This is a genomic window from Streptomyces sp. NBC_00193 (assembly GCF_026342735.1).
GTDB classification, from domain to species: Bacteria; Actinomycetota; Actinomycetes; order Streptomycetales; family Streptomycetaceae; genus Streptomyces; species Streptomyces stoeckheimensis.
The window spans coordinates 5,737,242-5,759,711 of the sequence record NZ_JAPEMM010000001.1; the positions used below are offsets into that span (position 1 = coordinate 5,737,242).

General features: G+C 73.0%; 21 protein-coding genes. 5 read left to right on the forward strand and 16 right to left on the reverse strand.

Translation table 11 applies throughout. From position 1 onward, the window contains the following. Positions 1 to 228: 228 nt before the first annotated feature. The 3 genes from OG898_RS25700 to OG898_RS25710 all read right to left on the reverse strand — a co-directional run bounded on the left by OG898_RS25700 (position 229) and on the right by OG898_RS25710 (position 4,371). Positions 229 to 1,680: a GNAT family N-acetyltransferase gene (locus tag OG898_RS25700; protein WP_250740199.1), complete on the reverse strand. Its 1,452-nt coding sequence runs from the start codon at positions 1,678 to 1,680 to the stop codon at positions 229 to 231. Positions 1,681 to 1,795: 115 nt separating this feature from the next. Further along, on the reverse strand, positions 1,796 to 3,394 hold the full coding sequence (locus tag OG898_RS25705) for an alkaline phosphatase (RefSeq protein WP_266959466.1): 1,599 nt from the start codon (positions 3,392 to 3,394) through the stop codon (positions 1,796 to 1,798). 137 nt (positions 3,395 to 3,531) lie between these two features. Beyond that, the gene (locus OG898_RS25710; RefSeq protein ID WP_250740197.1) at positions 3,532 to 4,371 is read right to left on the reverse strand and encodes an alpha/beta fold hydrolase; all 840 of its coding nucleotides are present in this window, start codon (positions 4,369 to 4,371) and stop codon (positions 3,532 to 3,534) included. 318 nt (positions 4,372 to 4,689) lie between these two features. On the opposite strand from OG898_RS25710, the gene OG898_RS25715 reads away from it, so the two are divergent. Then, a complete protein-coding gene (locus tag OG898_RS25715) occupies positions 4,690 to 5,451 on the forward strand; it encodes a GntR family transcriptional regulator (RefSeq protein ID WP_250740196.1) in 762 nt (253 codons plus the stop codon). A gap of 156 nt (positions 5,452 to 5,607) precedes the next feature. On the opposite strand, the gene OG898_RS25720 is transcribed toward OG898_RS25715, so the two are convergent. The 3 genes from OG898_RS25720 to OG898_RS25730 all read right to left on the reverse strand — a co-directional run bounded on the left by OG898_RS25720 (position 5,608) and on the right by OG898_RS25730 (position 8,726). After that, positions 5,608 to 6,765, reverse strand: coding sequence for an ROK family transcriptional regulator (locus OG898_RS25720; protein WP_250740195.1), 1,158 nt, complete (start codon positions 6,763 to 6,765; stop codon positions 5,608 to 5,610). 112 nt (positions 6,766 to 6,877) lie between these two features. Continuing rightward, entirely contained in the window at positions 6,878 to 7,528 is a 651-nt protein-coding gene (locus tag OG898_RS25725) for a response regulator transcription factor (RefSeq protein WP_250740194.1), read from the reverse strand. A gap of 4 nt (positions 7,529 to 7,532) precedes the next feature. Beyond that, positions 7,533 to 8,726 carry a sensor histidine kinase gene (locus tag OG898_RS25730; protein ID WP_266959469.1) on the reverse strand — a complete coding sequence of 398 codons (1,194 nt, stop codon included), beginning with the start codon at positions 8,724 to 8,726 and terminating at the stop codon, positions 7,533 to 7,535. A 108-nt stretch (positions 8,727 to 8,834) separates the two neighbouring features. Here OG898_RS25730 and OG898_RS25735 point away from each other — a divergent pair, with 108 nt between their 5' ends. Together OG898_RS25735 and OG898_RS25740 are read left to right on the forward strand one after the other, a co-directional pair. Then, a complete protein-coding gene (locus OG898_RS25735; RefSeq protein ID WP_250740192.1) occupies positions 8,835 to 9,746 on the forward strand; it encodes an ABC transporter ATP-binding protein in 912 nt (303 codons plus the stop codon). Positions 9,747 to 9,772: 26 nt separating this feature from the next. After that, positions 9,773 to 10,522 carry an ABC transporter permease subunit gene (locus OG898_RS25740; protein ID WP_250740191.1) on the forward strand — a complete coding sequence of 250 codons (750 nt, stop codon included), beginning with the start codon at positions 9,773 to 9,775 and terminating at the stop codon, positions 10,520 to 10,522. Between the two features lie 38 nt (positions 10,523 to 10,560). Here the strand turns inward: OG898_RS25740 and OG898_RS25745 are convergent, their stop codons facing one another. The 6 genes from OG898_RS25745 to OG898_RS25770 all read right to left on the reverse strand — a co-directional run bounded on the left by OG898_RS25745 (position 10,561) and on the right by OG898_RS25770 (position 16,627). Further along, a complete protein-coding gene (locus OG898_RS25745) occupies positions 10,561 to 11,211 on the reverse strand; it encodes an HAD family phosphatase (protein WP_266960443.1) in 651 nt (216 codons plus the stop codon). A gap of 52 nt (positions 11,212 to 11,263) precedes the next feature. Continuing rightward, complete coding sequence (gene mug / locus OG898_RS25750; protein ID WP_266960445.1) at positions 11,264 to 11,824, reverse strand: G/U mismatch-specific DNA glycosylase; 561 nt, start codon at positions 11,822 to 11,824, stop codon at positions 11,264 to 11,266. After that, a complete protein-coding gene (purB, locus tag OG898_RS25755) occupies positions 11,821 to 13,254 on the reverse strand; it encodes an adenylosuccinate lyase (protein WP_266959472.1) in 1,434 nt (477 codons plus the stop codon). The genes mug and purB overlap by 4 nt, the downstream gene beginning before the upstream one ends. 142 nt (positions 13,255 to 13,396) lie before the next feature. After that, a complete protein-coding gene (locus OG898_RS25760; protein ID WP_250740189.1) occupies positions 13,397 to 14,188 on the reverse strand; it encodes an SGNH/GDSL hydrolase family protein in 792 nt (263 codons plus the stop codon). An 82-nt stretch (positions 14,189 to 14,270) separates the two neighbouring features. Beyond that, entirely contained in the window at positions 14,271 to 15,290 is a 1,020-nt protein-coding gene (locus OG898_RS25765; protein WP_266959474.1) for a hemolysin family protein, read from the reverse strand. Beyond that, positions 15,287 to 16,627, reverse strand: a complete 1,341-nt coding sequence (locus tag OG898_RS25770) for a hemolysin family protein (RefSeq protein ID WP_250740187.1) — start codon at positions 16,625 to 16,627, stop codon at positions 15,287 to 15,289. Before OG898_RS25770 ends, OG898_RS25765 begins: the two co-directional genes overlap by 4 nt. A gap of 368 nt (positions 16,628 to 16,995) precedes the next feature. Between OG898_RS25770 and OG898_RS25775 the strand changes: the two genes are divergently transcribed. Beyond that, on the forward strand, positions 16,996 to 17,427 hold the full coding sequence (locus tag OG898_RS25775; protein WP_250740186.1) for a GNAT family N-acetyltransferase: 432 nt from the start codon (positions 16,996 to 16,998) through the stop codon (positions 17,425 to 17,427). Then, positions 17,424 to 18,041 carry a hypothetical protein gene (locus OG898_RS25780; RefSeq protein WP_250740185.1) on the forward strand — a complete coding sequence of 206 codons (618 nt, stop codon included), beginning with the start codon at positions 17,424 to 17,426 and terminating at the stop codon, positions 18,039 to 18,041. Before OG898_RS25775 ends, OG898_RS25780 begins: the two co-directional genes overlap by 4 nt. A gap of 49 nt (positions 18,042 to 18,090) precedes the next feature. On the opposite strand, the gene OG898_RS25785 is transcribed toward OG898_RS25780, so the two are convergent. The 4 genes from OG898_RS25785 to bioB all read right to left on the reverse strand — a co-directional run bounded on the left by OG898_RS25785 (position 18,091) and on the right by bioB (position 22,375). Then, positions 18,091 to 18,957, reverse strand: coding sequence for a DMT family transporter (locus OG898_RS25785; protein ID WP_250740184.1), 867 nt, complete (start codon positions 18,955 to 18,957; stop codon positions 18,091 to 18,093). A gap of 149 nt (positions 18,958 to 19,106) precedes the next feature. Beyond that, positions 19,107 to 19,808, reverse strand: coding sequence for a dethiobiotin synthase (bioD, locus tag OG898_RS25790; RefSeq protein WP_250740183.1), 702 nt, complete (start codon positions 19,806 to 19,808; stop codon positions 19,107 to 19,109). Position 19,809: 1 nt separating this feature from the next. Beyond that, positions 19,810 to 21,147: an adenosylmethionine--8-amino-7-oxononanoate transaminase gene (locus OG898_RS25795; protein WP_266959477.1), complete on the reverse strand. Its 1,338-nt coding sequence runs from the start codon at positions 21,145 to 21,147 to the stop codon at positions 19,810 to 19,812. Next, complete coding sequence (gene bioB / locus OG898_RS25800) at positions 21,140 to 22,375, reverse strand: biotin synthase BioB (protein ID WP_250740181.1); 1,236 nt, start codon at positions 22,373 to 22,375, stop codon at positions 21,140 to 21,142. Before bioB ends, OG898_RS25795 begins: the two co-directional genes overlap by 8 nt. Positions 22,376 to 22,470 lie beyond the last annotated feature (95 nt).

A 22,470-nucleotide genomic window follows, 5' to 3' on the forward strand; every position in this document is an offset into this window, starting at 1 on the left:
TCTTCGTATGCGGGACGGGTCCGCGTCATCACCAAAGATCGCCAGCCTGCTGACACGGCGATCGCCGGGCGGCTGACATGAAGATCGCCGGCCTGCCGACGTGAAGATCGTCAGCAGGCCGGCGCAGGGGCGGCGGAGGCCCGCAAGCTCACGGCGGTACGGGCTCACCTGCGCGGGGAGCAGCGCCGCCGGGCCGCTCCGGGCTTGGCCGGATCGAGTGGCTCCGGCTCACTGCCGGCCGCGGGGCAGGCCGCGGGATTCGCCCGGGAGCTCGTACGGCAGCCGGGAGCTGACCGGGGTCGCGTCCAGCCGGGCCGTGATCACCAGGGTGCCCTCCTCGATCTGGTAGTCGAGGGGGAGGCCGAGGCCGCGCATGGCGGCGACCATGCCGGTGTTCTGGGCCTGGGTGACGGCGTACACGCTGTCGCATCCGGCCTCGACGGCCATCCCGATCAGCCGGCCCAGCAGCTCGGAGCCGATGCCGCGGCGCTGCCAGTCGTCCTCGATGAGCAGCGCCACCTCGGTCTCGTCGCCGTCCCAGAGCAGGTGGCCGAGGGCCACGAGCTTGCCGGAGGCGGTGGTCGCCGCGAGGGTGCGGCCGAAGCGCGGGCTCAGCAGGTGGCCGAGGTAGCGGTCGGCGTCGGCGACGGGGCCGTGGTAGCGCAGGCCGAGGGTGCGCTCCGAGCAGCGGTCGTGCATGGCGCGGGCCGCGGGCAGGTCGGAGCCGTCGGCGCGGCGGACGGTGATCTCGTTGCCCTCGGGGAGGGTCAGTACGTCCCGGCTGCGCGGGACCCGCGGCCCGAGCCGGGCGTCCAGCTCCACGAGCGCGCGGGCGCGGGCGAACTCGGTCGGGGTGAAGGGCAGGTAGGGCCGCTCGATGGTGATGGCACCGCCGGACGGGTCGCGCAGCCGCATGACCGTGGCCTCCAGGACGCCCTCGACGGGCGCGTCGGCGCCGGCGTTGGGGCGCCCGGAGAGGGTGGTCGCCGGGATCGAGTGGATGGTGCACCGGCCGAGCAGCTGGCGCAGGGCGAGCGGCAGCTCGGCGGCGTCCAGTGCGGTGCGGGTGGCCAGTCCCAGGACGCGGGTCGGGGTGTCGACCAGGTCGTGGGCGTCGGCGCGCTCGATCCAGGTGCTGTGGCCGCCCGCGCCGGCGATGGCCCGGGTGAGGTCGGCGGAGGGAAGCTGCTGCGGGGCGCGCAGCAGGAACTCGTCCACCGTGCCGCCCTCGGGGAGGGGGTGCGTCTGCAGGGTCAGGATGTCGACCCCGCTGCGGGCGAGGGCGGTGCAGAGCGCGGCGAGGCTGCCGGGCTCGTCGCGCACGGTCGTCCGCATCCGCCACAGGGCGGAGGTCAGCGGGGTGTCCGTACCGGATGCGCGGGCCGCCTCCGCGACCGCCCCGGCACCCGTACCTGTGGCTGCCGGGTCCGGGAGCGCGGTGTCCGTGGGAGGCGGCGCATGGCTGTGGCGGCGTGCCCACCAGGTGTGGAACGCCGCCGTGACCAGGAGTGCGACGGCCGAGGCGACGAGCAGCACCGGGCCGCGGGGACCGTGCACGACGAGATTGGCGATGGCGTCGGCGACCGCGACGGCGCAGAAGAGAGCGGCGAGTTCGACGACGTCGCGGCGCCAGTGGTGGCGGTGGGGACGGTGGGCAGAGGCAGGAATGGGCTCAGTCATGCAGACCACTGTGACGCAGGGGTGTTGCGTGATCACGAACGATCTGTGACCGACTGGTTAAGGATCCATCTGGCCGATTTCGCCCTGTTTTCCGGCCGATTTCAGGTATCGGACCCTACTGTCCCACCCGTCCGGGCTGCAGGGTCCGCGTGAACAGTACGCCGCCTCCCTGACGGCGCAGCCGGACGGTGAGCTCGCCGCCCTCCCCGTCGATCTCGACCTCCCCGTAGTACGGGGGGTTCTCGGACGGGGACATGTTGGCGAAGGGCGCGGACTGGACGTACGCCATCTCCGGGCCGAAGGTGGCGTCCAGCCGGCCGGAGGGGAACCCGCCCGCGCCGATGGGGCCCGAGACGAACTCCCAGAAGGGCGCGAAGTCGCTGAAGGCGGCCCGCTCGGGCGCGTAGTGGTTCGCGGCCGTGTAGTGGACGTCGGCGGTGAGCCAGAGGGTGCCGGTGATGCGCTGGTGCTTGATGTGGCGCAGCAGCTCGGCGATCTGCAGTTCGCGTCCGAGCGGCGCGCCGGGGTCGCCCTGGGCGACGGCCTCGAAGTTCGCGGCCCCGTCGGCCACCACGATGCCCAGCGGCATGTCGGCGGCGATCACCTTCCAGGTGGCGCGGGAGCGCGACAGCTCGCGCTTGATCCAGGCCAGCTGCTCGGGGCCGAGGATGCCGATGGGGTCGTCGGTCTGGCGGCCCGGGGAGTTCGGGTCGCGGTGGGTGCGCATGTCGAGGACGAACACGTCGAGCAGCGGCCCGTGGCGCATCACCCGGTACATCCGCCCCTCGGCGCGGCCTCCGCGCAGGTCGGTGACCGGGAAGTACTCGCCGAAGGCCCGGCGGGCCCGGCCGGCCAGGGTGTCGACGTCCTTCACGGTGTAGCGGGGATCGTCGAGGATCTGCCCGGGGTACCAGTTGTTGCGCACCTCGTGGTCGTCCCACTGGGCGAGGACCGGCACCTGGGCGTTGAAATCGCGCAGGTTGCGGTCGAGCAGGTTGTAGCGGAAGGTGCCCCGGAACTCGGCGAGGGTCTCGGCGACCTTCGCCTTCTCCTCCGTGGTCACGTTGTGCCACAGGGTTCCGTCGCGCAGCGGTACGGAGGCCTGGATCGGCCCGTCGGCGTAGATGGTGTCCCCGCTGAAGAGGAAGAAGTCGGGGTCCCGCTGCCGCATCTCGTCGAAGACGCGGTAGCCGCCGAGCTCCGGGTTGATCCCCCAGCCCTGGCCGGCGAGGTCCCCGGACCACAGGAAGCGCACGTCGCGTCGGCGGGAGGCGGGGGCGGTCCGGAAGGTGCCGTGGACCGGCTCGCCGCTGCGGCGCGGGTCGTCGGGGTCGGCGAGGAGCACCCGGTAGTGGATCTGCTGTCCGGGCGGGAGCTCGCGCAGGGTCGTGGTGCCGGTGAAATCGGTGTCCGGGCCGAGCAGCGGGCCGCGGTGGCGGCGCACGGCGTAGCGGAACGACTCGCTCGGGGAGGTCTCGACGTACATCCGCGCGGGCCGGTCGGAACGCGTCCAGACGGTGGCCGAGTGGGCGGTGATCTCGCCGGACTGGACCCCCCAGAAGGCGTTCGGGCGGTCCGAGCGGACGAAGGCGGGCACCGCCGCGTGGGCGGGCGTGGCGAGGGCACCCGTGAGGGCGCTGGACAGGGCGAGGCCCACCGGAACGGCGAGGGAACCGCCGAGCAGGGAGCGTCGGGTGTGCGGCAGAGGTGCCATCGGTGCGTCTCCAGAGGCCGGCGGGGACGGGCCGGACCAGTGTGCCGCCGTACACCGGCCGCACACCGGACCGCCCGCGTCGTGCACGCGAACCATGCGTGAACACTGGTGCGCACGGCCGACGCCCCGTCAACACCTCATCGGGCGAGCTTGGTTGTGTCCAGGATGACGCGGGCGACCAGGGCCGGGTCGTCGTTCATGGGCACGTGGCCGCAGCCGGGGAGCCTGACGAGGCGCGCGCCGGGGATGGTGTGCTTGGCGCGGACGCCCTGGCGGCGCAGGAGCAGCCGGTCGCGACTGCCCCAGGCGATGGTGACGGGCAGACCGGGGACATCCGCGGTGAACCGTACGGAGCCGCCCGCGGCCAGGGTCTGCTCGAACCCGGTGGCCTCGCGCAGGGCGACGGTCTCGGCGACCACGGAATCGGGCGAGCGCCGTCCAGGTCGCGCGTAGATGCTGCCGGTGAGCGCGGCGCGTCCGGCGGAGCTGCGGGCGAGCCGTTCCACGGCGGAGTGTGGCAGTGCGCCGGCGCCGGCGCGCATCGCGCGCAGTGCGGTGAAGGCGTAGCGGCGTTCCCCCTCCGACCAGAATCCGGCGGGGGAGAGGGCGGTGACCGAGCGCGCCAGGCCGACGCGCCCCATCTCCAGGGCGAGCAGCCCGCCGAGGGAGTTCCCCGCGACGTGCGGCCGCTCGATCCCGAGCGCCGTGCAGAGCGCGCCGAGCGCCGGGGCGATGGTGCCCAGATCGTACGGAACCCCGTGCGGCAGCGGCTCCGAGGCGCCGAAGCCGGGCAGGTCGACGGCGATCACGTCGTACTCGGCGGCCAGGACGCCGGTCACCGGGCGCCAGGCCTGGAGGTGGTGGCCGATGCCGTGGAGCAGCAGGAGCGGCTCGCCCGCGCCCTTGCGCTCGTAGGCGGCGGTGGTGGTGCGGGGGCCCAGCGGCGAATCGATCGTGAAGGAGACCGTGGCGGTCATGCTGCTCCTCGTCGGGGGTCGGGCGGCTTCGGCGGCCGTGTGAGACGGCTTGTCAGTAGTGTCTCCCGACTGGTTACCGCCCGGTAGCCCCAGGGGGCAGGACTTCGGCTTTCGCAGCGTCCTTTGCGGTCCTCGCGAACATCCCGTGAACAGCTTGATGCATATGCCCGATCTGCCCGGTAAAGCGGTGAGCATTGGTCTTGACCAAGGGGGTGCGCCGTCCTATCGTCGCAGGCATAGTGCAGGAACCTTTAATAAACAAAGGCGCGGAACTCACGCTGGAACACGGCGAGTGCGGCGATTGCAGGAGGAGTCAGGGTGGGGACCATGCAGCTCGAATCGGTGCCGGAGCCGAAGTACTTGCACCTCAAGACCGTCCTCAGTGAGGCGCTCGACCAGGACTTCGCCGTGGGCGAGATCCTGCCGAACGAGCGCGAGCTCGCCGCCCGCTTCGGTGTCGCCCGGGCGACCCTGCGCCAGGCCCTGGAGCAGCTCGAGCTCGAAGGCCGCCTCCAGCGCCGCCGGGGCGTCGGCACCACCGTCGCCCCGCCGCGCGTCGGCGTCGACGTCGGCGGCGCGCAGCACAGCTGGCCCGGCGAGAGCGTCGACGGGTGGGAGCCCGTGGACGCGGCGGAGGAGGCCGTGCTGTCCCCCGCCCTCCTGAAGCTCCTCGGGACCGCCCCCGGCGAGATGGTGCTCGCGGTACGCCGCAGCCGCGTCGAGCACGGCCAGGTCCTCGCCGCCGAGCTGCTGTACGTGCCTGCCTCCTCGGTGCCCGGCCTCTCCGCGATCGACGCCCCGGCCGGTCCGGCGCGTGCCCGCGCCGTCATGCGCGAGCTGCAGAAGCTGGCCCTCGACGGACAGGACCGCTCGGTGGAGCTCGGCTCCGCCCGCCCCGAGGACGCGAAGGAACTGGACCGCCTGCCCGGCGCCCCGGTCCTGCTGGTCACCACCCGCTACTTCACGGTGGCGGGCACGGCGGCCGTCTCGGTGGCCACCTACCGGGCGGACACCTGCCGGCTGACCTTCGGCGACTCGGGCGATGTGCAGATCACCCACGACACGCGGGTCGCTTCCTGACCGCGTGCCCACCACCTGCCGAGCGGGGCCGCCACATCGTGGCGGCCCCGCTCGCGTGCGTGCGTGGTCCGCAGCCCCGGAGGCGGCGGCGCCGGCGGCTGCGCGGACCGGTATCCGTAGCGCCCCAGGAGGGGAACCGCGCCGCCCCGGAGGAAATCAGCGGCGCCGGGCGGTGACCGTCTTCTCCACCGCGAACAGTTCTTCCTCCACGTGGTCCAGCGCCAACCGCAACGCTCCCGTGGCCACCGCCGCCTCGCCCAGCAGGGACAGCGCCACGCGCGGCGGGCGCAGGCAGTAGCGCTCCAGCTCCCGGCGGAGGGGATCCAGTACCCCGTCCAGTCCGGCCGCCCAGCCGCCGACCACGACCAGCTCCGGATCCATCGCCAGGACCAGCGCGGCCACGTCGTGGACCAGGCGCTGGATGAACCGCTCCACCGCGGCCACCGCTCCCACGTCCCCGCGCTTGGCCATCGCGAAGACCTCCGCCACCGCGCGCTCGTCCAGCGGGTGCAGGGGTTCGCCGGTCGTCGACAGCAGCTTCTCGGGCGTGACCTCACGTCCCAGCAGGTGCAGTGCGCCGATCTCCCCGGCCGCCCCGCCGAAGCCGCGGTGCAGCCGGCCCCCGATCAGGGAGCCCGCTCCGGGGCTGAGCCCGGCCATCACGAAGACCATGTCGTCGGTGTCGGTCGCGGCGCCCTTCCAGTGCTCGGCGACGGCCGCGGCGTTGGCGTCGTTCTCCACCTGCACCGGGCAGCGGAACGAGCGGCGGAGCCGTTCCCCGAGCGGGAGCCCGGTCCAGCCGGGCAGGGCCGTGCCGAGGCGGACCGTGCCGTCGGCCTCCACGATCCCGGGGCTGCCGACGCCGACCGCCCGCAGGGAGTCCCGGGGGACCCCGGCACGACGCAGCAGGTCGGCCACCGCACTGCGGACCCGTTCGATCCGTTCGTCGGCGGAGGCCGTCTCGGCGACCTCCTTGGTGCCGGCGCCGATGACCCGGCCGTCCAGACCTGACAGCAGCACCGCGATCCGGTGCGCGCCGATCTCCACACCGAGCAGGTGCCCCGCCTCCGCGCGGAAACGGAACCGTCTGGCCGGGCGTCCCTGGCGCCGCGCACCCTCCTCCGCGCCCGCCTCGACGACCAGGCCCGTCCCGATGAGTCCTTCGACGACCCCCTCGACGGTGGGCCGCGAGAGCCCGGTGACCCGGGTGAGGTCAGTGAGCGTCGGCGATTCGGCCGCACGCAGGGCCCGCAGCACCACGGCGGAGTTGATCCGCCGCAGCAGAGAGGGGTCCCCGCCGGTCAGCTGCCCCAACGTGTGTCCTCCCAGCTAGCGAGCGTGTCAGCCGGATCGTACTGCGCACCGGCCGCGGCGGCGAGAAGCGGCCCCCCATCGGCCGGAATCAGCCCTTCCCCTCGGGGGTCGGTCATGCCGGAGCGACGAACCCGGACTCGTACGCGGTGATGACGGCCTGGGTCCGGTCGCGCGCCCCCAGCTTCGCCAGGATCGCGCTGACGTGGGACTTCACCGTCTCGGTGCCCACGATCAGCTCGCGGGCGATCTCGATGTTGGTCAGCCCCTTGGCCATCAGCCGGAGCACGGCCTCCTCGCGCTCGGTCAGTGCCGCCCGCTCCAGTACCGTCCGCGCCTGCCGGTTCCCGTACTCGGCGGCCAGCGAGCGGACCGCCGAGGGGAAGAGCAGCGTCTCGCCCTCCGCCACCAGCCGGACCGCGTGCACGATCTCCGACGGACGGGCCCGCTTCAGCAGGAACCCGTCCGCGCCGGCCCGCAGCGCCTGGTAGACGTACTCGTCGTTCTCGAAGGTGGTGACCACGAGGATCTTCGGCGGCGAGTCCACGCTCCGCAGGACCGCACGGGTCGCCTCGATCCCGTCGAGCAGCGGCATCCGCACGTCCATCGCCACGACGTCGGGGCGCAGTTGCCGCACGAGCGGGACCACCGCGGCGCCGTCGGCGGCCTCGCCGATCACCTCGATGTCGGGCTGGGCGTCCAGGACGGCGCGCAGACCCGCGCGCACCAGGGGTTCGTCGTCGACGAGCAGTACGGTAACCGGCATCCGGTCAGCGTATTCGCTCCAGCGGCAGCCGCGTGCGCACCCTCCAACCCCCCTTGTACGGCCCGGTCTCGGTGTCCCCGCCGAGCAGGGCGGCCCGCTCCCGCATCCCGCGCAGTCCAGTGCCGCCGCCGGTCATGACGGAGGGCCGGTCCGGCAGCGGATTGGTCACCTCCAGGTCCAGCCGGTCGGCGACCATGCCGATCCGCACCCGTACCGGCACGGGACCGCAGTGCCGCAGCACATTGGTCAGCGCCTCCTGCAGGATCCGGTACCCCTCCTGGCTCACGGGGTCGGGCAACTGGTCGAGCGGGCCGACCAGTTGCGCGTCGACGGTGGCGCCCGAGGCGCGCGCGGACTCGAACAGCCGGTCGGCCTCCACCAGGGTCGGCCGCTGGGAGGGCCGCTGGCCGGACTCGCGCAGGACGCGCAGCACCCGGTCCAGGTCCTCCAGCGCGGCCCGGCCCGTCTCCTCGATCGCGCTCAGCGCGCGGTCCGTGAACTCCGGATCGCCCGCCGCCCGTGCGGCCCCCGCCTGGACGACGGCCACCGTCAGGGCGTGTCCGATGGAGTCGTGCAGTTCCCGCGCGATGCGGGTGCGCTCCAACAGCTGCTCGGTGCGCACCTCCAGGGCGGTGAGCCGCTCCGCGGCCGAAGGCCCCAGCAGACGGCGGGCGATGGCCGTGATCATGTCGCCGAGCAGGACCACGACGACGATCAGGAGGACCGGCGGCACCGGAGCCAGCGCCCACGCAGCCCAGACCGGGAATCCGGCGGGTATCACGTTCTCGGAGCTGACCCTGCTGCCGAGTCCGGCCGTGACCAGTTGGAGCGTCAGCATCGGCAGCCACACCGTGGCCATCATCGTGGCGAGGGAGACGACGAGTCGTATCTCCAGCCACAGCAAGGTCCGCCAGCGGTCGGTCCACGTCTGGGACCCGACGGTGCTGAAGCTGATCTCCTCGGCCTCCTGCGTACCTCGGGCGTTGCGCTCGGAGGGAGTGAGGAGGAACTGCGCCTGGAGTCCTTCGGCCACCCGCATCCAGGGGAGCAGTCCCAGCGGTATCACGAGGACGAGCGGTACCCACGGAGCCTCGGGCTCGATGAACATCCAGACGGCCAACATCAGGATGGGCACGCACAGATGCACCCAGCGCGAGTAGGTCACTGGGCGCAGCGCGGCGCGGAACAATCGGTGCATCCCCACATCGTCGCAGTTCGGGGCGGTGCGCCTCCTCCCCCACGTGGGGGAGAAGGAACCCTCGCATGGGGGAGGAAGAGGGGTGGGGCCGGCGGCGAACCTTGAGACATGAACAGCATCGAGATCCGAGAACTGACCAAGGAATTCGGCCGGACCAGGGCCGTGGACCACCTCACCTTCGATGTCATGCCCGGCCGTGTCACCGGCTTCCTCGGGCCCAACGGGGCCGGGAAGTCGACCACGATGAGGCTGCTGCTGGGCCTGGACCGGATCACCTCCGGCACGGCCACCATCGGCGGCCGGCGGTTCACCGACCTTTCCGACCCCCTCCACACGGTCGGGGCCCTGCTGGACGCACAGTCGGCGCACGGCGGCCGCACCGCCCGGGACCACCTGCGTTTCCTCGCCGCGGCCAACCGCATCCCGATGAGCCGGGTGGAAGCGGTCCTGGAGCAGTCGGGGATCGCCTCGGCGGCCAAGCGGCGGATCAAGACCTTCTCCCTGGGCATGCGTCAGCGCCTCGGCATAGCGGCCGCGCTGCTCGGAGACCCGGAAGTGCTCCTCCTGGACGAGCCCACCAACGGGCTCGACCCCGAGGGCATCATCTGGATCCGCGAGCTCATGCGCGGCCTGGCCGCCGAGGGGCGCACGGTCCTCGTCTCCAGCCACCTGATGACGGAGACGGCGGCCCTCGTCGACCACCTGATCGTGCTGGGGCGGGGCAGGCTGCTGGCCGACACCTCCATAGAGGAGTTCATCGACTCCCGCAGCACCCCGAGGGTGCGGCTGCGCACCACGGACCCCGTCCGGCTCCGGGCCACCCTGGCACGGGACGACTTCGAGCTGGTCACCGCCGAGGGCGGGCGGTGGACCGTGGACGGCATGCAGGCCGAGCAGCTCGGCGTCATCGCCGCCCGCGAAGGCATCCCGATGCTGGAACTGATCGACGAGCGGGCTTCCCTGGAGCAGGCCTACCTCGATCTCACCGCGGACAGCGCCCAGTTCGCCGCCACCCACTGACCCACCCCTTCCAAGGAGGCCTCCCCATGAGCACCGCTCTGCCCACCGTCCCCGTCCTGCACTCGGAATGGATCAAGATACGGTCCCTTCGCGGCACCTTCGGGGCGCTGATAGCCGTCTTCGTCGCCACGGTGGGCATCCAGATGCTGACCGCGGCGATGATCGGCACGGAGGAAGCCGGCAGCATGGGAGAGGATCCGCTCCTCGCGGCCTTCTACGGCCTCAACTTCGGCCAGATAGCGGCCTTCGCCTTCGGTGCGACCGCGCTGTCCTCGGAATTCCACAACGGCGCCCTGCGCACGTCCCTGACCGCGGTGCCGGACCGGACGCGGCTCTACCTGTCGAAGATGGCCATGGTGGGCGGACTGGCCTTCGTGGTCGGACAGTTCACCGGACTGGCCGCCTTCGTCGGCGGACAGGCGTTCATGGGTCCCTACACCCTGGAACTGGGCAGCCCGGGCACCTACCGCGCGATCTTCGGCTGCGGAGCGTACCTCGCGCTGATGGCCCTGCTGGCGGCCGGACTGACGGCCGTGCTGCGCAGTGCTTCGGCCGTCCTGAGCCTGCTCATACCCTTCGTGCTGATCCTGTCGTTCGTCATCGGCCAGGCCACCGAAGGCGTCGCCGGGTACCTGCCGGACCGCGCGGGGCAGATGATGATGCGGCTGGACACCTCGGTGGGCCTCGCCCCCTGGACCGGGCTCGGTGTGCTCGCCCTGTGGGCGCTGGCCGCCCTCGCCGGCGGCTGGCTGTCGGTGAGGCGGCGGGACGCCTGACGCCGGAGCGGCTGTCCGGACCCCGCCGCCCGGCGGGGTCAGTGGCCGGTGAGGAGGGCGGGGAGTTGGCGCATGTCGTCGAAGACGACGGTCCCAGGACCTTCGAGCTGCTCGGCGGGGGTCAGCCCGCCGGCGTAGCCGAAGGCCCGCATCCCGGCGGCGCGGGCCGCCTGGACGCCGGGGCGGCTGTCCTCGACGACCGCGCAGGCGGCGGGATCCACGCCCATCCGCCGGGCGGCGTACAGGAAGAGGTCCGGGGCGGGCTTGCCGTGGGAGACCTCGGTGGCGCTGTGGATGCGGCCCTCGAAGCGTGCGTAGAGGCCCGTCCGGCCGAGGGTGTGCCGCATCTTCTCGTGCGAGCCGCTGGAGGCGACGCACGTCGGCAGGGTGATCGCGTCGAGCGCCTGGGGCAGACCCTCCACGGGGGACAGCCCCGAGTCCACCGCCTCCCGGTGGAGTTGCTCGAACCGGTCCCACCAGTGGGCGGCCACCTCGGGACCGAGCCGGCCGGCGATCTGTTCGCGGATGGAGGCGGAGGAGCGTCCGATGAACCGGTCGATGACCTCGGCCTCGGTGAGCGGCCAGCCGAGCTCCCCGCCCAGGGCGACCTGGACACGGGCGGCTATGCGTTCGCTGTCGACGAGCACCCCGTCGCAGTCGAATATCACGAGTTCGATCGGCTTGATGATCATCCCCGGATGATAGATGCCCGTCGCGGGGCGGCCGGGGCGGCCGGGCGGTCTACGGATCGACGCCGGCGGGATCGGCGGACTCGGCGGCCGCGCGCAGGCGGCCGTACTCCTGGGCCATGGCGGCGGCGGTCCAGCGGGCGTTGAGGCCGCTGGGGTTGGGCAGGGCCCAGATCCGCGTGGCGCCGATGGTCCGGTCCTGGGGGCCGATCAGGGCCTTCCGGTCGCCGAAGGCGGTGCGGTAGGCGGTGACTCCGACCACGGCCAGCCATTGGGGGCGCAGGAGCTCTACCTTGGCCGTCAGGATGCGGCCGCCCTCGCGGAACTCCTCGGCGCTCAGCTCGTCGGCGCGGGCCGTGGCGCGGGCCACGACGTTCGTGATGCCGAGGCGGTAGGTCGGCAGTTCCTCCTGCTCGGAGGGGGAGAGGAGTCGCGGGGTGAAGCCCGACATGTGCAGGACCGGCCAGAAGCGGTTGCCGGGGCGGGCGAAGTGGTGGCCCGTCGCGGCGGAGAGGAGGCCCGGGTTGATGCCGCAGAAGAGGACACGAAGACCGCCCGCGACCACGTCCGGGAGGACGCGGTCACGGGCGGCGTTCAGCTCTTCGGGGGTCAGAGGATCGCCCCGGGGGTGTAGCCGGCGGCCTCGGGGTGCTCCTTGGAGATCTCCTCGATGCGCGCGATCACCGCGGCGACCTGGTCGCCCGCCGCGCCGGTGAAGGAGAGCTTGTCGGCCATCAGGGCGTCCAGCTGGGCCCGGTCGAGCGGCATGCGCTCGTCGGCGGCCAGCTTCTCCAGCAGCTCGTTGCGCTCGGCACCCTGCTCGCGCATGGCGAGCGCGGAGGCCACCGCGTGCTCCTTGATGACCTCGTGGGCGGACTCGCGGCCCACCCCGGCCCGCACGGCGCCCATCAGGACCTTCGTGGTGGCGAGGAAGGGGAGGTAGCGGTCCAGCTCGCGGGCCACGACGGCCGGGAAGGCGCCGAACTCGTCGAGGACCGTCAGGAAGGTCTCCATCAGGCCGTCGAGAGCGAAGAACGCGTCGGGCAGCGCGACCCGGCGGACCACGGAGCAGGAGACGTCGCCCTCGTTCCACTGGTCGCCGGCCAGCTCGCCGGTCATCGACGCGTAGCCGCGCAGGATGACCATCAGGCCGTTCACGCGCTCGCAGGAGCGGGTGTTCATCTTGTGCGGCATCGCGGAGGAGCCGACCTGGCCGGGCTTGAAGCCCTCGGTCACCAGCTCGTGGCCGGCCATCAGGCGGATCGTCTTGGCGATGGAGGACGGTGCCGCGGCCAGCTGCACCAGGGCGGTGACCACGTCGTAGTCGAGCGAGCGCGGGTAGACCTGGCCGACCGAGGTGAAGGCCTGGCCGAAGCCGAGGTGGGCCGCGATCCGCTGCTCCAGGTCGGCCAGCTTCGCGGCGTCGCCGCCCAGCAGGTCGAGCATGTCCTGCGAGGTGCCGACCGGGCCCTTGATGCCGCGCAGCGGGTAGCGGGTCAGCAGGTCGTCCAGGCGGCCGTACGCGACCAGCAGCTCGTCGGCCGCGGTGGCGAAGCGCTTGCCCAGGGTGGTCGCCTGAGCGGCGACGTTGTGGGAGCGGCCGGCCATGACCAGCTCGGCGTGCTCGCCGGCCAGCTTGCCGAGGCGGGCGAGGACGGCGACCGTGCGGTCCCGGACCAGTTCCAGCGAGAGCCGGATCTGGAGCTGCTCGACGTTCTCGGTGAGGTCGCGGGAGGTCATGCCCTTGTGGACGTGCTCGTGGCCGGCGAGGGCGTTGAACTCCTCGATGCGGGCCTTCACGTCGTGCCGGGTGATCTTCTCGCGCTCGGCGATGGAGGCGAGGTCGACGGTCTCCAGGACGCGCTCGTAGTCGGCGAGGGCCTCGTCGGGGACCTCGATGCCGAGATCCTTCTGGGCGCGGAGCACGGCGAGCCACAGCCGCCGCTCCAGCGTCACCTTGTACTCGGGGGACCACAGGACGGCGAGCTCCGCGGAGGCGTAGCGGCCGGCCAGGACATTGGGGATGCGGGGCTTGGCAGTCACGTGTAGGGATTCTACTTGGGCCTCGGCTGTGCGTTTACGCAGGTAGGGGACCCGGCCCGGATTGTGCCTTGCTACGAGAGCGGGCGGGGGCGGCCCGTGCCCACCCGGGGCGACCCCCGGGCGGTCACGGGCACCCCGCGGGCTATACGAGCCGGTCGCCCGCCGGAGCCTCGTACGGCAGCAGTTCCGGGCGCTTGGCGGGGCGGCCGTCCCCGCTGGAGCGGCCCGTCAGGCGTCGGCCGACCCAGGGCAGCAGGTGCTGCCGGGCGAAGCTGAGGTCCTGCGAGCGGCGCGCGGTCCAGCCGGGGGGCACGGCGGGCGGCAGCCCGGCGTTCCAGTCCGCCTCGGGCGGCAGTCCCAGGGTCTGCCAGACCGCCTCCGCGACCCTGCGGTGACCTTCGGCCGTCAGGTGCAGCCGGTCCACGTCCCACATCCGCGGATCGCCGAGCGCATCGGACCCGTACAGGTCGACCACGAGGGCGCCGTGCCGCGCGGCGAGCTCCTCGATGATGACGAAGAGCTCCTCCATGCGCGGACGGAAACGTTCCATCACGGGTCCGTTGCGGCCCGGCGAGCGCATCAGGACCAGCGTCCCGCAGGAGGGCGCCAGCAGGCCGACGGCCTCCTCCAGGTGCCCGCGCACCCGGCCCATGTCCACCTTGGGGCGCAGGGTGTCGTTGAGCCCGCCGACCAGGGTCACCAGATCGGCGCCCATCTCCGCGGCCGCGGGCGCCTGCTCCCCGGCGATCTGTCCGATCAGCTTGCCGCGGACCGCGAGGTTCGCGTAGCGGAAGCCCGGCTCGCGGGCGGCGAGGCGGTCGGCGAGCAGATCGGCCCAGCCCCGGTAGGAGCCGTCGGGGAGCAGGTCCGACATGCCCTCGGTGAAGGAGTCGCCGACCGCGACGAAACTGGTGTAACGCACATTCATCTCCATGGCGGGAGCGATGCTACCGCGCGGTACCCCCGTCCCGCAGGCGGGCCGGGGGGACCGCGGCGAACGGGCGGCGCTCCTGCCGCTACGTCGAAGCCGGCCGGCCGAACAGCTCCCGCAGCACGTCCTCCATCGTGACCAGGCCCGTCATGACCCCGTCCGGAGCGAGCACCGCCGCCAGGTGCGTACGGCTGCGCCGCATCGCGGTGAGCACGTCGTCCAGCGGAGTCTCCGCCCGGACCTGCGCGATCGGCCGCAGTGCGGTGACCGGGAAGGGCTCGTCCCGCTCCGTCGCGTCCAGTGCGTCCTTGACGTGCAGGTATCCCAGGATCCGGCCCTGTGCGTCGATCATCGGGAACCGGGAGTACCCCGACTCGGCCGACAGCCGCTCCAGTCCGGCCGGTGTGATGCCCTCGCGGGCCGGGACCACCCGGTCCGCCGGCAGCACCACATCGGTCACCGGCCTCCGCCCCAGCTCCAGGGCGTCGTGCAGCCGCTCGCTCGCACGGTCGTCGATGAGTCCCGCGTCGCTGGAGTCCTTGACGATCCGGGCCAGCTCGTCGTCCGAGAAGGTCGCCGCGACCTCGTCCTTGACCTCCACCCGCAGCAGGCGCAGCAGGGCGTTGGCGAAGGCGTTGATCGCGAAGATCACCGGCCGCAGCCCCCGGGTGAGGGTCACCAGCGGCGGCCCCAGCACCAGGGCGGTCCGCACCGGCTCGGCCAGCGCGACGTTCTTCGGCAGCATCTCGCCGAAGAGCATGTGCAGGTACGTGGCCAGGGCCAGCGCCACCACGAAGGAGATCGCGTGGGTCAGCCCGGACGGCACCCCGAAGAAGTCGAACGCCGGGGTCAGCAGGTGGGCGATGGCCGGCTCGGCCACCACACCCAGCACCAGGGTGCACAGCGTGATGCCCAGCTGGGCGGCCGCCATGAGCGCCGACACGTGCTCCAGGCCCCACAGAACGGCGCGCGCCCTGCGGTCACCCTGCTCGGCATGCGTCTCGATCTGGCTGCGCCGCACGGAGATCATGGCGAACTCCGCGCCGACGAAGAAGGCGTTGACGACGAGGGTCGCCAGGCCGATCAGCAACTGGACGGCGGTCATCGGGCCTCCTCCACACCATCACCGGGGGTCGGTTCGACCGGCACGTGCAAGAGCACCCGCGCGGCCCGCCGCCCACTCGCGTCCACCACGTCCAGCCGCCAGCCGTCGAGCTCCAGGCTGTCGCCGACCATCGGGATCCGGCCCAGCTCGGTCGCTATCAGACCGGCCAGCGTCTCGTACGGGCCGTCCGGCACGCGCAGCCCGATCCGCTGGAGCTGGTCGGTGCGCGCGGAGCCGTCCGCGGAGAACAGGGCGCGCCCGGATTCGTCCTCACCGGCCGGGGCCAGGTCGGGGGTCTCGTGCGGGTCGTGCTCGTCGCGGACCTCGCCGACGACCTCTTCGACGATGTCCTCCAGCGTGGCCACACCGGCCGTGCCGCCGTACTCGTCGATGACCACGGCCATCGTCTGCTTGCCGGACAGCCGGTCCAGCAGCCGGTCCACGGTCAGCGACTCCGGTACGAGGAGGGGTTCGCGCAGCAGCTGCGACACCGGGGTGCGGTGCCGCTCCTCCGCCGGCAGGGCCAGTACGTCCTTGATGTGGACGGTGCCGACGACGCTGTCGAGGCTGCCCCGGTAGACGGGGAACCGGGAGAGGCCGGTGGCGAGCGTCGCGTTCGCCACGTCCTCGGCGGTGGTCTGCAGGTCGAGGGCGGTGACCTGCACCCGCGGGGTCATGACGTTCTCCGCGGTCAGGTCGGCGAGGTTCAAGGTCCGCATGAACAGCTCGGCGGTGTCCTTCTCCAGGGCGCCGGCCCGCGCGGAGTGCCGGGCCAGGGCCGCCAGCTCCTGCGGGGTGCGCGCCGAGGCGAGCTCCTCGGCGGGCTCCATGCCGAACCGGCGGACCATGTGGTTCGCCGTGGTGTTCAGATGGCTGATGAGGGGCCTGAAGGCACGGCTGAAGACCCGCTGGAAGGTGGCGACCCGCTTGGCGACGGCCAGCGGGGAGGAGATCGCCCAGTTCTTGGGCACGAGCTCGCCCACGACCATCAGGACGACGGTCGACAGCACGGTGCCGAGGACCAGGGCGGTGGAGGACGCGGCCCCGGCGGACAGCCCCATGGCCTCGAAGGGGCCCTTGAGGAGGGCGGCGATCGAGGGCTTGGAGATCATGCCGATGACCAGGCCGGTCACGGTGATGCCGAGCTGGGCGCCGGAGAGCTGGAACGTCAGGCTGCGGACTGCGGCCAGGGCGCTGTCGGCGCCGCGCTCGCCGCGCTCGACGGCCCGTTCCAGTTCGCTGCGCTCGATGGTGGTCAGCGAGAACTCGGCCGCGACGAAGACTCCGCAGGCAAGGCAGAGCAGCAGCGCCACGACGAGCAGGAGCACTTCGGTCATCGGTCCTTCACCTCCGTCCCATGATCAGCCAGGGGGAGGGGTGTCGCGCGCTGTCGCGGACGGGAAGGGAGGGGACTGGGAGGCTCGCCCATGGACGGACGCTCACACCTTTCGTTCGGGGGAGGAGTGGAACAGCTGCCTACAGGGTAAAGGAAGAGCAAAGTGGGCGGATCATTCCTTCGGCGGACCACCCCGTCCTGACGCCCTGACGGCGTGCAGACGTGATGCCCCGACGGGGCCGGATGTGAACGATCTTCGCATCCCACCCGCGTCGGCGTCCGGGAGACGGGCGCGGGTGTGCCCGCCGTACGTCTCGGCAGGCGGAAGTCGGTGGCGAGGCCCCGGGCGGTCGTGCTTGGCTCCGGGACATGACCGATCTGCACATACGGGCCGCCGTGCCGGCCGACGCCGAGACCGTGCTCGCCTTCTGGAAGGAAGCGGCGGAGGGCACGTCGATCACGGACGACGCGGACGGCGTGACCCGGCTCGTCACCCGTGATCCCGAGGCTCTGATCCTCGCCGAACTCGACGGGGTCCTCGTCGGGTCCGTGATCGCCGGCTGGGACGGCTGGCGGGCGTCGCTGTACCGGCTCGCCGTACTGCCGTCCCATCGCCGCCAGGGGATCGCCACGGCGCTCCTGGAGGCGGCCGAGCGGCGCTTCGTCGCCGTCGGGGGCCGCCGCGGCGACGCGATGGTCCTGGAAGCGAACGAACGCGCGCAGCGGGCGTGGGCCGCGGCCGGCTACCACCGTGAGGACCGCTGGCGGCGCTGGGTCAAGCCGCTGGTGGAGACGGCGTGACGCCCCGTACGGCCGGGGTCCTGCTCCTCGCCGCGGGAGCGATCGTGCTGACCGGCTGCGGCACGCGGACCGCGGGGGCCGGGGACGCGGCGGAGCCCCCGGCGCCGTCCGTGACCCCCTCCGTGGACTACGCGGCCCAGGCGGTCGCGGCGGTCGCGCGCCACGACGCGCTGTTCCCCGCCATCGCGGCACGGTGCGCCGACGTGGCGACGGGCGGCGCGAGCCCCGGGGCCACGGCGGGAGAGCTGCCCGCGGATCCCGAGGCGCGCAAGTACGCGGAGAACCACGCCTTCAAACAGCAGGCGCAGCTCACCCCCGGGGCCCGCTGCCGGGGCGACGCGCACGCCGCACGGATCAAGGCGGCGGTGGCCGGCGGATCCGGCGGGAAGGGTGCGCCGCACACGGTGGAGGAGGTCCGCGCGGTCCTGACCGGGCTGGGGTACGGATTCGACTCCGGGGGCGTGTACGGATCCGGGGCGGTGAACGTCTCCTTCGTCCTGTCGGTCCCCGAGAGCGGCCCGTGCGTGACGGGACGGCTCGGCCCGCCGCTGACCGTGGAGGCCCACGGGGTGTATGTCGAGGGCGGCTGCCTGGAGCCCCGCGGAGGTCACTGACCCCGCCGGTGACCCCGCCAATGACCCCGCAGGGGCCGGAGCCGTCGGCTCACGTCGCGTCGGCATCGGCGCCCGAGCCGTCCCTGGCCAGGGCGAGTACGCCGGCGCAGATCAGGGACAGGCCCAGCAGCTGCGGGAGCAACCACCAGTGGGTCCGCAGGTGCTCCTCGTACAGCAGCACGCCCAGCGCGACGCTGACGCCCGCGTCCCCGAGCGTCAGTGCGGGCTGCGAGGCGACCAGCGGGCCGCCCTGCATGGCGTGTTCGAGGAGCAGGAGGGCGCAGATGCCCGTCGCGGCGAAGGCGTAGGTCTCCCAGGTGCGCAGGAAGGCGCCGACGCCGTCCCCGTCGAGCACGTGCATGGCCGACTTCATCAGCGCGGCGGTCAGCGCGTAGCAGACGGCGGTGGCCGCGCCGAGGCATCCGGCCCGCATCCGGCCGGGCCGCCGCCGCAGCCCGAGCACGGCGAGCACCGCCACCGCCCCCGCACACGCCACCAGGGCCAGGACCCACCGGTCGGCGGGAACGTCCGTACGGTTCCCCGCCGGCGAGGCGGCCACCAGGACGATTCCGAGCCCGGCCACCACGCCTCCCACGGCGAGCCACAAGGGCCCCGGCATCCGGGTCCGCGTCACCAGCGAGGCGATCAGGAGCGCGAGCGGCAGCTCCAGCACGAACAGGGGCTGTACGAGGGCCAGCGCGCCGGTGGCGAGCGCCACGGCCTGCCCGACACCGGCCGCGATCACGGCCAGGATGCCGCCGATCCACAGCGGCCGGCGCAGCAGGTCGAGCACCAGCCCGAAGCGGAATCCGTCGCTCTGCGGCACGGTGAGCGACGCCCGCCGCTGGAGCACGGTCGCGAGCGCGTTGCTGAGCGCCGCGAACAGCGCGAAGAGGACCGGTACGAGGAAGCCCACGCGCCGATACTCATCCGCCCCGCCGCGACTCCCCACCACGACACCGCGGGGAGGCCGCGCGGCACGGTCCGTTCCCCCGTCCGGCCCTACGGACCGGGCGGCGGACCCCGTACGGGGCCTTGCCGCCGGGTCCGCCCGCGGAGGCGGGTTCAGCCGGCGGGCGCCGACCAGGTGCCGTGGAGGGCGGCGGCGAGCCAGCCGGGCGCCGAGGTGCGGAAGGCCGCCGGGGGGAGGGTGCCCGCGCCGGCCGGGACCATGCCCAGGAGGGGGAGGTCGGAGACCGAGGGCAGGTCGGCCAGGTTGCAGCGGGAGGCCAGGTCGGGTTCGGCCGGCCAGCTGCCGATCACCACGCCCGGGGAGGTCAGGCCGCGGGCCCGGAGGGCTTCCGCCGTGAGGGCGGTGGAGTTGAGGGTGCCGAGCCCGGCCGGAGCCACGATCAGCACCGGGGCGCCGAGCAGGCGGGCCGCGTCCGCCAGGGTGTGGCCGGACTCGTCGAAGCGGACCAGGAGGCCGCCCGCGCCCTCGACCAGGACCAGGTCGTGGGAGAGGGCGAGCTCGCGGGCCGCCTCGGCGATCCGCTCCGGGGAGACCGTCGGGAGACCCGAGCGCCGGGCCGCCGTGTCCGGGGCCAGCGGCTCCGGATAGCGGGCCAGTTCCCTCGCGGTGACGGCGGAGCCGGCCAGCCGGCCGACCTCCGCCGCGTCCCCGGGCTCGTCCGGGCCGACGCCCGTCTGGGCCGGCTTCAGCACGGCCACCGAGAGGCCCGCTGCGAGCGCGGCCGCCGCGACGGCCGAGGTGACGACCGTCTTGCCGATCTCGGTACCCGTCCCCGAGACCATCAGTACCGTCATGTCAGGCCTCCTTCGCGGCGGCGACCACGGCCCGGCAGATGCGGGCCACGTCGGCGTCGGCCGTCACGAACGGCGGCATCGTGTAGATCAGGTCCCGGAACGGGCGCAGCCAGACGCCCTCCCGGACGGCCGCCGCCGTGGCGCGGGCCATGTCGACCGGGTGGTCGAGCTGGATGACGCCGATCGCGCCGAGGACCCGTACCTCCCGGACGCCCGGCAGGTCCGCGGCCGGGGCCAGGCCCTCCAGCAGGCCCGCCTCGATGCGCTTGATCTCGCCCTGCCAGTCCTGACCCAGCAGCAGGTCGATGGAGGCCAGGGCCACCGAGGTGGCCAGCGGGTTGCCCATGAAGGTCGGCCCGTGGGCCAGGACCGGGACCTCGCCCTGCGAGATGCCGTCCGCGACCCGCTCCGTGCACAGCGTGGCCGCGAGGGTGAGGTAACCGCCGGTCAGCGCCTTGCCCAGGCACATCACGTCCGGGGTGATCCCGGCGTGGTCGGCCGCGAACAGCGCGCCCGTGCGGCCGAAGCCCGTGGCGATCTCGTCGAGGATCAGCAGCACGTCGAACTCGTCGCACAGCTCCCGCAGCACCCGGAGGTAGCCCGGGTTGTGGAAGCGCATGCCGCCCGCGCCCTGGACCACCGGCTCCACGATCACGGCCGCCAGTTCGTCCGCGTGCGCGGAGAACAGGGAGCGCAGGTGGGCGACGTAGGACTCGTCCACCGGGGCGGAGAACCCGCTCGGCGGGGCGTCCGCGAAGAGCTGGCGCGGGAGGATGCCCGACCACAGCTCGTGCATGCCGCCCTCGGGATCACAGACGGCCATCGGCTGCCAGGTGTCCCCGTGGTAGCCGCCCCGCCAGGTGAGCAGGCGGCTCTTCTCGGGGCGGCCCACCGAACGCCAGTACTGCAGGCACATCTTCACCGCGACCTCGACCGAGACCGAGCCCGAGTCGGCGAGGAAGACGTGCTCCAGGCCGGCCGGGGTGAGCTCGACGAGCTTCGCGGCCAGCCGGACGGCGGGCTCGTGGGTGAGCCCGCCGAACATCACGTGCGACATCCGGCCGAGCTGGCCGGTGACCGCCTCGTTCAGCGCCGGGTGGTTGTACCCGTGGATCGCCGACCACCAGGAGGACATGCCGTCGACCAGCTCGTCGTGCCCCTGCGACGGCTCGGCCAGCCGCAGGCGGACCCCCGAGGCGGAGGCGACGACGAGCGGCTCCTGCCGCCCGGGCATCGGGCCGTACGGGTGCCAGACGTGCTGCCGGTCCAGCGCGAGCAGTTCGGCGGCCGGCAGCGCGTCGGGCGAGCCCGTCTCCGGGGACCCCGCCTGATCAGGCATTGGGAGCGAGATCCGTTCCCGCGCCGCGGCGGCGTACCGCCACCAGGTCGGAGCGGACGTCGCCCGCCTCCGCCTGGACCGGTACGGGGGCCTCGTGCCCGGCGTGCCCCGAGCAGCCGCCGCACGCCGAACCGCAGCCGGCCTCGTCCGCCGTGGCGGAGGAGCCGCAGACCGAGGCGCCCGCGCTCTTCGAGCCGCAGCCACCGGTGGCCGCCGCGACCTCGGAGCGGTGCGCGGGCAGGGTCGTCGTACCGGCGCCCTCCACCTCGAAACCGGCGTCCGCGATCATGTCGAGGTCGGCCTGTCCGGCCTGGCCCTCGCTGGTCAGGTAGTCGCCCAGGAAGATCGAGTTCGCCACGTGCAGCGCCAGCGGCTGCAGGGTGCGCAGGTGCACCTCGCGGCCGCCCGCGATCCGGACCTCGACGTCGGGGCAGACGAAGCGGACCATCGCGAGGATGCGCAGGGCGCGCTGCGGGGTGAGGTTCCACTCCTTGGCCAGCGGGGTTCCCTCGAAGGGGATCAGGAAGTTGACCGGCACCGAGTCGCTGTCGAGCTCGCGCAGGGCGTAGACGACGTCGACGAGGTCCTCGTCGCTCTCGCCCATGCCCGCGATCAGGCCCGAGCAGGCCGACAGGCCGGCCGCGTGCGCCTTCTGCACCGTGTCGACCCGGTCCGCGTAGGTGTGGGTCTTGGTGATCTGGCCGTACGTGGCCTCGGAGGTGTTGAGGTTGTGGTTGTAGGCATCCGCGCCCGCGTCCTTCAGGCGCTCGGCCTGGCCGTCCGAGAGCAGGCCGAGGCAGGCGCACACCTCGACGCCCTCGTTCTGCTCCTTGATGGCCGCGATCGTCTTGCCGACACGGTCCACGTCGCGGTCCGTCGGACCGCGCCCGCTCGCCACCAGGCACACCCGCTTCGCCCCGCCGGCGACGCCGGCGGCCGCGGCCTGGGAGGCCTCGTCGGGCTTCAGCCACGTGTACTTGAGGATCTCGGCCTTCGATCCCAGTCGCTGGGAACAGTACGAGCAGTCCTCGGGGCAGAGCCCCGACTTCAGGTTGACCAGGTAGTTCAGCTTGACCCGGCGTCCGAACCACTGTCGGCGCACCTTGCCGGCCGCGGCCACCACGTCGAGCAGTTCGTCGTCAGAGGTCGCCAGCACGGCGAGTGCCTCTTCGCGGGTCGGCAGCTCACGCCGCAGCCCCTTGTCCACGAGGGTGTTCAGCAGGTCCATGATGCCGATCCTGTCCCACCCGGGCACTCCCGGCCAAGGAGAGATCGAACAACATGGCCGGAAGAGAGTGTGTGTATCGCCACACCTGACGCAGG